6 protein-coding genes are annotated in these 8,041 nt (G+C 71.4%); 2 read left to right on the top strand and 4 right to left on the bottom strand.

Features of this window, described 5'->3' with window-relative positions:
• Nucleotides 1-77 precede the first annotated feature (77 nt).
• Nucleotides 78-1,118 carry a hypothetical protein gene (locus tag VHA72_RS11470; RefSeq protein WP_325575299.1) on the top strand — a complete coding sequence of 347 codons (1,041 nt, stop codon included), beginning with the start codon at nt 78-80 and terminating at the stop codon, nt 1,116-1,118.
• 172 nt (nt 1,119-1,290) lie between these two features.
• Here VHA72_RS11470 and VHA72_RS11475 read toward each other — a convergent pair whose 3' ends face one another.
• The 3 genes from VHA72_RS11475 to VHA72_RS11485 all read right to left on the bottom strand — a co-directional run bounded on the left by VHA72_RS11475 (nt 1,291) and on the right by VHA72_RS11485 (nt 5,180).
• Complete coding sequence (locus VHA72_RS11475; RefSeq protein WP_325575301.1) at nt 1,291-2,307, bottom strand: inorganic phosphate transporter; 1,017 nt, start codon at nt 2,305-2,307, stop codon at nt 1,291-1,293.
• A complete protein-coding gene (locus tag VHA72_RS11480; protein ID WP_325575303.1) occupies nt 2,308-2,925 on the bottom strand; it encodes a DUF47 domain-containing protein in 618 nt (205 codons plus the stop codon).
• 89 nt (nt 2,926-3,014) lie between these two features.
• Entirely contained in the window at nt 3,015-5,180 is a 2,166-nt protein-coding gene (locus tag VHA72_RS11485; protein WP_325575305.1) for an RNA degradosome polyphosphate kinase, read from the bottom strand.
• Nucleotides 5,181-5,269: 89 nt separating this feature from the next.
• Between VHA72_RS11485 and VHA72_RS11490 the strand changes: the two genes are divergently transcribed.
• Nucleotides 5,270-6,289, top strand: coding sequence for an alpha/beta hydrolase (locus VHA72_RS11490; RefSeq protein WP_325575307.1), 1,020 nt, complete (start codon nt 5,270-5,272; stop codon nt 6,287-6,289).
• Between the two features lie 23 nt (nt 6,290-6,312).
• On the opposite strand, the gene VHA72_RS11495 is transcribed toward VHA72_RS11490, so the two are convergent.
• Nucleotides 6,313-8,041 (bottom strand): coiled-coil domain-containing protein (locus VHA72_RS11495; RefSeq protein WP_524538593.1); only part of this gene is annotated, 1,729 nt, incomplete at its 5' end.

The raw sequence follows: 8,041 nt of genomic DNA on the forward strand, positions 1-8,041 counted from the left end.
TCCCCGAACTACCCACTGGTCGCCCTGCCTGTGGATGACCGGACGCACTCTCGGTGGATCTGCGCCACGCTGTCGGGGTGGCACCGCGACGTAAGCACTTCGCGCCGCCGGCCTTCTCGACCGCGCGGCCCGGACTGGTGCGCCCGGTGACGCTGGATCGATCGGGGGTAGGCGGCCCGACCCCTCGGCAGGCGCGTGGTCGGCGCTGGCGCCGCGTCGCGCACGGGCGCTACGTGCCGAGCTGGGTCGACGCCACCGATGTCGACCAGCGGATCGTGGAGGCCGCCTCCGTGTTGCCGGCACACGGCGCCATCACGGGGTGGGCGGCGCTCCGATGGTCCGGTGTCGGCTGGTACGACGACGCGACCAGGCCGATCCCCGTGGTGGTGCCAGACCATTGTCTCGCTCCTCGGGCCGGATTGCTGATCTCGGAGGAGCAGCTTGCGCCGAAGGACCTGACGGTCGTGGAGGAGCTCCCCTGCACGACGCTCCCCAGGGCGGTGTGCTTCGAGATGCGCTTCGCCCCGGACCTGCGCTCCGCGGTACGGCATCTGGATCTGGCCGCGGCGGCCGACCTGGTGTCGATCGAGGAGGCATGGGCCTACGCGATGCCCTATCTGTGCGGTTGGACCGGCATCGACCAGTGCCGACGCGCGATCCAGCTCGCCGACGAGAACGTCTGGTCGCCGATGGAGACAGAGATGCGTCTGCTGTGGCTGATCGACCTCGGGATGACTCGGGTTCGCTGCAACCAGCCGGTGTTCGACCTGGACGGCAACTTCGTCGGCACGCCCGATCTGATCGACCTCGAAGGCGGCATCGCGGGGGAGTACGACGGCGCGCTTCATCTTCTCCGACGACGGCGCGACCGTGACATCGCGCGTGAGGCGGCGTTCCGTCGTATCGGACTCGAGTACGTGACCATGACCGCGGCAGATCGACCGGATCCGACCGCCTTCCTGCAGCGGACGCTGGATGCGCGTCAGCGTGCGCGCCGGAACCCTCGCCGCTGGACCGCCGAGCCGCCGGCCTGGTGGGTCCCCACCATGACGGTCGCCCAGCGCCGCGCACTCACCGAGGAGCAGCGTCGTCGCTGGCTTCCCGGGCGTGCCGCCTGAGCAGTCATCCTCAGCCCGATTGCCGAAGCGATCAGGCGTGAAGTCGGGGTAGTTCGGGGAGAAACGGTCCATTACTGGCCAGTAAACCGACCGCTTCTCCCCGAACTACCGGGCCCCGGCACTACCGGGCCCCGGCCGAAGCCACCTGCCACGCCGGGCGAAGCCCGCGGCATCACACCCCGAAGAGCACCCGCAGGACCTCGTACGACGCGGCGGCGGCGAGGCCCGCGGCCGGGAAGGTGAGCACCCAACCGGCGACGATGTTGCCCGCCACGCCCCAACGCACCGCGTTGAAGCGCTGGGTGGCGCCGGCCCCCATGATCGCGGAGGTGATCGTGTGAGTGGTCGAGATCGGCGCCTTGAACGCGAACGCGGTGGTGTAGAGCACCGCCGCGCCGACCGCCTCGGCGGAGAAGCCGCGGGCGGGGTCGAGATGGATGATCCGGCGACCCAGGGTGCGCATCACCCGCCAGCCGCCGGAGTAGGTGCCCAATGAGATCGCCGAGGCGGCACACAGCACGACCCACAGCGGCAGCTTGTCGCCGCTGTACGTCGCCGGGTAGGCCACGCCCAGCGCCATGAAGATCACGCCCATCGTCTTCTGCGCGTCCTGCAGGCCGTGGCCGAGGGCCAGTGCCGCGGCCGAGACCGTCTGGATCATCCGGAAGCCGCGGTAGACGCGGTGCGGGTTGCGCCGACGGAAGATCCACAGGATCGCCATCATCACGACGAAGGCGAGGATGAAGCCGACGACCGGCGAGACCACCATCGGGATGATCACCTTGTCCCAGATGGTGCTCCAGTGCACGGACGCGTACGCCGATCCCGACGCCAGCGCCGCGCCGACCAGCGCGCCGATCAGCGCATGCGAGGACGAGGAGGGCAGCCCGAAGTACCAGGTGATGAGGTTCCACACGATCGCGCCGACCAGCGAGGCCAGCACGATCACCAGGGCGTGCCGGGTGTGGCCGGCCGAGAGCGCGAGCGTGTCGGAGACGGTGTGCGCGACCTCCTGGCCGAGCAGCGCGCCGACGAAGTTCATCACCGCCGCCAGCACCAGCGCCACGCGCGGGGTCAGCGCCCGGGTGGAGACCGAGGTGGCGATCGCGTTGGCGGCGTCGTGGAACCCGTTGGTGAAGTCGAAGGCCAGCGCGATGACGACGACCGCGAGCAGGATCGCGAGTGTCACTCAGGATTCCTTGACGGCGATCTGCTCGACGATGTTGGCGACCTTCTCGAAGGCGTCGATCGCGTCCTCGAGGGACTCCACGATGTCCTTGAGCTTGAGCACTTCCATTGCCTTGAACTCACCCGAGAAGAGCTTGGCGAGGATGCGGCGGTGGTTCTTGTCGCCCTGGTTCTCCAGCCGGTTGATCTCGATCCAGTACTCCTCCAGCGACTGCATGGACTGCAGCTTCGGCATCGCCTCGGCGGTCAGCTCGGCGCATCGCTGGAGTACGGCGACCTGGTCGGACAGCTCCGGCGGCAGCACCTTGACCTCGTAGACGAGGATCTGGTCGACCACCTCGTCCATCGCGTCCATGATGTCGTCGAGCTGCGACCCGAGCGCGTAGATGTCCTCGCGGTCGAACGGCGTGACGAACGTCGAGTTCACCCGGCGCACGATCGCGTGGGTGGTCTCGTCGGCGGCGTGCTCGGCCTCACGCATCCGCTTGGCGACATCGGGATGGTCGGCGTCGTCACCGAGCATCTCGGCGAGCAGGTCCGCCCCGACCACCAGGTGCTGGGCGGACTCGGTGAACAGGTCGTAGAACGAGGTGTCGACCGGACGGAGGCGCAAACGCACGGAGAACTCCTGGCGTGTAGGAGAAGAACGCCCCACATGCTAGGCGAGGGCGCAGCGACGGGCGCAAGTGCCGCCGTACGGGTGGAGCGTCACGCCGGGCCCCGGCGCTGCCGGCGCTGGCGTGCGATCAGCTCCTCTTGGAGGTGGACGGTGCCGCTGTTGCGGCTCCACTCGCCGTCCGCGCCGAGGATCCAGGCGGAGGTGTTCTCGTCGAAGCAGAGGGTCAGCAGGTTGTCGATCCGCTCGACCAGGTCCGGCGTGGGCATCCGCACCAGCGCCTCCACCCGGCGGTCGAGGTTGCGGTGCATCATGTCCGCCGACCCGATCCAGGCGGTCGGGTCGCCGCCGTTCTCGAACCAGAACACCCGGGAGTGCTCCAGGAACCGGCCGAGGATGGAGCGGGCCTCGATCGTCTCCGACAGGCCCGGTACGCCGGGGCGCAGCGCGCAGATCCCCCGCACCAGCAGCTGCACCGGCACGCCGGCCTGGGAGGCGAGATAGAGGGCGTCGATGACGGCCTCGTCGACCAGCGAGTTGACCTTGATCCGGATCCGCGCCGGGCGACCGGCCTGGTGGTGCGCGATCTCGGCGTGGATCCGCTCGATCAGCCCGCTGCGCACGGTGAGCGGTGCGACCAACAGCTCCTCGTAGGTGGGGCTGGAGGACCAGCCGGAGAGGTTGTTGAACAGGTGCGCGACGTCCTCGCCGATCGCTTCGTCGGTGGTGATCAGGCCGAGGTCCTCGTACATCCGGGCGGTCTTGGAGTTGTAGTTGCCGGTGCCGATGTGGGTGTAGCGCCGGATGCCGTCCGGCTCGTCGCGGACCACCAGCGCCAGCTTGCAGTGCGTCTTGAGCCCGATCAGGCCGTAGACCACGTGGCAGCCGGCCTGCTCCAGCTTCCGCGCCCAGCGGATGTTGGCCTGCTCGTCGAAACGGGCCTTGATCTCGACCAGCACCAACACCTGCTTGCCGGCTTCGGCGGCGTCGATGAGGGCGTCGATGATGGGCGAGTCGCCCGATGTGCGGTAGAGCGTCTGCTTGATGGCCAGCACGTGCGGGTCGGCGGCGGCCTGCTCCAGGAAGCGCTGCACGCTGGTGGCGAAGCTGTCGTAGGGATGGTGCAGGAGTACGTCGCCCCGCCGGGCCGCCTTGAACACGTCCACCGGTGCCGCCGACTCGACCTCGGCCAGACGGCGGTGGGTGGTCGGCACGAAGGCCGGGAACTTCAGCTCCTCGCGGTTGATGTCGGCGATGCCGTGCAGTCCGCGCAGGTCGAGCGGACCGGGCAGCCGGAACACCTCCTGCTCGGAGATGCCGAGCTCGGAGATGAGCAGGTCGAGCACCGAGTCGCTGATCGACTCCTCGACCTCGAGCCGCACCGGCGGGCCGAAGCGGCGGCGCAGCAGCTCCTTCTCCAGCGCGGTGAGGAGGTTCTCGGCGTCGTCCTCCTCGACCTCCAAGTCCTCGTTGCGGGTGACCCGGAAGGTGTGCACCTCGAGGATCTCCATGCCCGGGAACAGCTTGGAGAGCCGCTCCTTCATGATGTCCTCGAGCGGCACGAACCGGTTCTGCCCCAGTGGCACGAAGCGGGTGAAGATCGGCGGCACCTTCACCCGGGCGAAGTGCTCCTTACCCGACTTCGGGTCCCGGATCAGGACGGCGAGGTTGAGGGAGAGGCCGCTGATGTACGGGAACGGGTGCGCCGGGTCGACGGCCAGCGGCGTCAGCACCGGGAAGACCCGCTCCTTGAACATCTTCTTGCAGTACTTGACCTCCTCGTCGGTGAGGTCGGTCCAGCGCACCAGCGCGATCCCCTCCGACTCCAGTGCGGGGACGATCTCGTTGCGGAAGACCGAGGCGTGCCGCTCGGAGAGCTGCCGGGTGGTGCGCCAGATCAGCTCCAGCACCTCGCGCGGCATCAGCCCACTGGCCGCGCGCACCGCCAGCCCGGCGGCGATGCGGCGCTTGAGACCGGCCACCCGGACCATGAAGAACTCGTCCAGGTTGCTGGTGAAGATCGCCAGGAAACGGACCCGCTCCAGCAGCGGCAGCGAGGGGTCCTCGGCCAGCTCGAGCACCCGCTGGTTGAACCGCAGCCAGGACAGCTCACGGTCCAGGAACCGGTCCTCGTACTTCTCCACCGCCGCCAGTGCGTCGTGGTCGGGCAGGTAGACCGGGTCGCAGTCGTACTCCCGGTCCGGCACCGTCTCCAGGGTCGCGGTGTCGGTGCTCCGATCGGTGCGCTCGAGCGTCATTCGGCCAGTGTGGCACCGGCTGGTGAACGGCAGGTGTCGTGCGACCTCTTCGGGACAGCGGGTGCTACTACGGGGTAGGTTCGTGCGATGTGAGTCGCAAGCCCGCAGTGAACCCGGTGCAGAAGCTCGGCTTCGTCGCCGCCATGAACCTCCCGCCCGCGCTGCAGCGCCGTCTGGCCGGACGGCCGGTGGTGCTCGACGGCCAGACCCTCGCTGTCGACACGCAGCTGATGCTGCGTCTCAGCGAGCTGATGGGGGAGCCGGACCCGTCCACGCTGCCGATTCCGAAGGGCCGTGCGGCGCTGCTGCACCAGACGCTGCTCGTCGGCGGCACCCAGCGGATCGGCTCGGTGCGCACCCTCGACGTGGCCGGCATGCCGGCCCGGCTCTACATCCCGACCGGCGCGCCGGCGGTCGGTCCGCTGCTGGTCTACCTGCACGGCGGCGGGTTCATCTACGGCGACATCGTCGGCTACGACGCCGCCTGCCGCCACCTGGCCGAGAGGTCGGGCGCGCGGGTGCTGTCGGTGGAGTACCGGCTCGCGCCCGAGGCACCCTTCCCGGCGGCGTACGACGACGCGGTGGCCGCCTTCGACTGGGCGGTCGGCCACGCCGCCGAGCTGGGCGCCGACCCGGCCCGCATCGGCGTGGGCGGCGACTCGGCGGGCGGCAACCTCGCCGCCGGTGTCGCGCTGCACGCGCGCGAGCGGTGTGCCTTCCAGCTGCTGATCTACCCGGTCACCGACATGGACGCCGAGACCGAGAGCCGGCGGATGTTCGCCGAGGGGTTCTACCTGACCAGCGGCTTCATCCGTCTGGCCGAGCAGAACTACGTGCCGGCCGGCACCGACCACCGCGACCCCCGGCTCTCGCCGGCGTATGCGGAGATCCCCGAGGACGTGGCGCCGGCGTACGTCGCCACCGCGGGCTTCGACCCGCTGCGCGACGAGGGCGAGGCCTACGCGCGCCGGCTGGAGGACGCCGGCGTGAAGGTGGAGAAGCGGCGCTTCTCCGACCAGATCCACGGGTTCTTCAACGTCGTCGGGGCGGGCCGGACCGCGAAGGCGGCGGCGAGCGAGATCGCCGCCGTGCTCAAGGCCAATCTCTGAGCTAGATCGCCGCTGGATCGCCGCTAGATCGCCTCGGGACGCCAGCGCTGCAGCTCGCGGGTGAACGCCTCGGCGTCGACCATCTTGGCGTCGACGGCCACGGCGTGCTCGGCGTTGCGGAACTCCACCCGCCACCGCCGGCTGGTCGGCTTGCCGTGCACCGCCACCTCCGTGGCCGTGTCGTAGAGGTCGAAGCGGAACGTCCTGCTGCCCTTGCGCACGTCGAGCACGCCATCGTCGCTGACCGTCACCTCCCCGGCGGTGAGCAGACCCAGCCGGTTCTCCGGGGTGAAGCTGCGGACGTCGGTCTCGGGCTGCTCGTCCGGGGCGGCCGCGTCGAGGGCGGCGCGGCCGCCGTTCTCGTCCATCGCACGCAGTACGTCGGGCGTCAGCTTGGGGATCTGACCGGTCTGAGCCAACTCGGCGGCCAGCGCCCATGCGCTCTTGGTCTCCACCCGCGGCTCGGGTGCGCGCGTCTGCGGCTCGGGCGGAGCGGCCGGCTGGGCCGGCGTCGGGGCGGCAGCGACCGCCAGCTCCAGCGCCTGCAGGCTGCGCTTGGAACCCTTGTCCCGGATGGTGGCGACGACCTTCTCGCGCAGGTCGGCCAGCTCGCTGGCCAGCTCGGCGACCCGGCGCTCGGCGGCCAGGCGCTCCTGGAGGGCCTGCTCGACCAACTCGGTGTGGTGGCGGATCGACGCCTCGACCGCCTGCCGGTCGATGGTCAGCTGCTCGACCCGCGCCTCGGCCTCGGCGCGCAGCCGCGCGGCCTCGGCGGCCGCCTCCTCGGCGGCGACGCGGGCGGCGTGGGCCTCCTCGACCTTCTGCTGCGACTCCTCGGCGGCGGCCGCGGTCGCGGCCAGGGTGGCGGCGGTGCGCTCCTCGGCCTCGGCCCGCTGGCTCGCCGAGGCCTCGGCCCGCTGGTGCGCCTCGGCTGCGCTGGCCTCGGCCTCCGCACGGGCGGTGTGAGCCTGCTCGGCGGCCTGCTCCGCTGTCGTACGCGCCTGGTGGGCGGTGCTGGCTGCCTCGGCGTGCTCGGCCGCCCGGGCGTGTGCCTCCTCCGCCTCGCGGGCACGCTCCTGCGCGGCCTGGTGGGCGGCCTGGGCGTCGGCCGCGGCCTGCTCGGCGCGCGCGATCGCGGCCTGCTCGGCAGCGGCGGCCTGGCCGGCGGCGAGCGCCTGTTGGTGGGCGGCCGCTTCGGCCTCGGCGCGCTGGCCGTGCGCCTCGGCGGTCGCGGCGTGGGCCTGCTCGATCGCCTCCTGGGCATGCGACTCGGCGGCGAGCCGGGCGGCGTGCGCCTCCTCGGCCTCGCGGGCGCGCTCGGCGGCGGCCTGCTCGGCCTCGATGCGGGCGAGATGCGCCTGGTCGGCCAGCTCGGCGTGCTCCTGGGCGGCCAGGTCGGCCGCCCGCCGGGCGGTGTGCGCCTCCTCGGCGTTGTGCTCGGCGTCCGTGCGCAGGTCGTGGGCCCGCGCGGCGGTGGCGGCGTGCTCGGCGGCCGCCTCTTCGGCGGCCTGGCGGTCGGCGTGTGCCTGGGCGGCGTTCTGCTCGGCGGCGATCCGGTCGGCATGGGCCTGCTCGGTCTCATCGGCCCGGGCCTGCGCCGCCTCCTCGGCCCGCTGCCGGGCGCCGTGCGCCTCCGCGGCGCGCAGCGCGGCCTCGGCGGCCGCCTTCTCCGCCTCGCCACGGGCCACGGAGTGCGCCGCGGCGGCCTGCTCGGCTGCCTCGCGTAGCGCGGCCGCCTCGGCCGCCTTGGCC

Origin of the sequence: Nocardioides sp., from assembly GCF_035547795.1 — a bacterium.
GTDB lineage: Bacteria > Actinomycetota > Actinomycetes > Propionibacteriales > Nocardioidaceae > Nocardioides.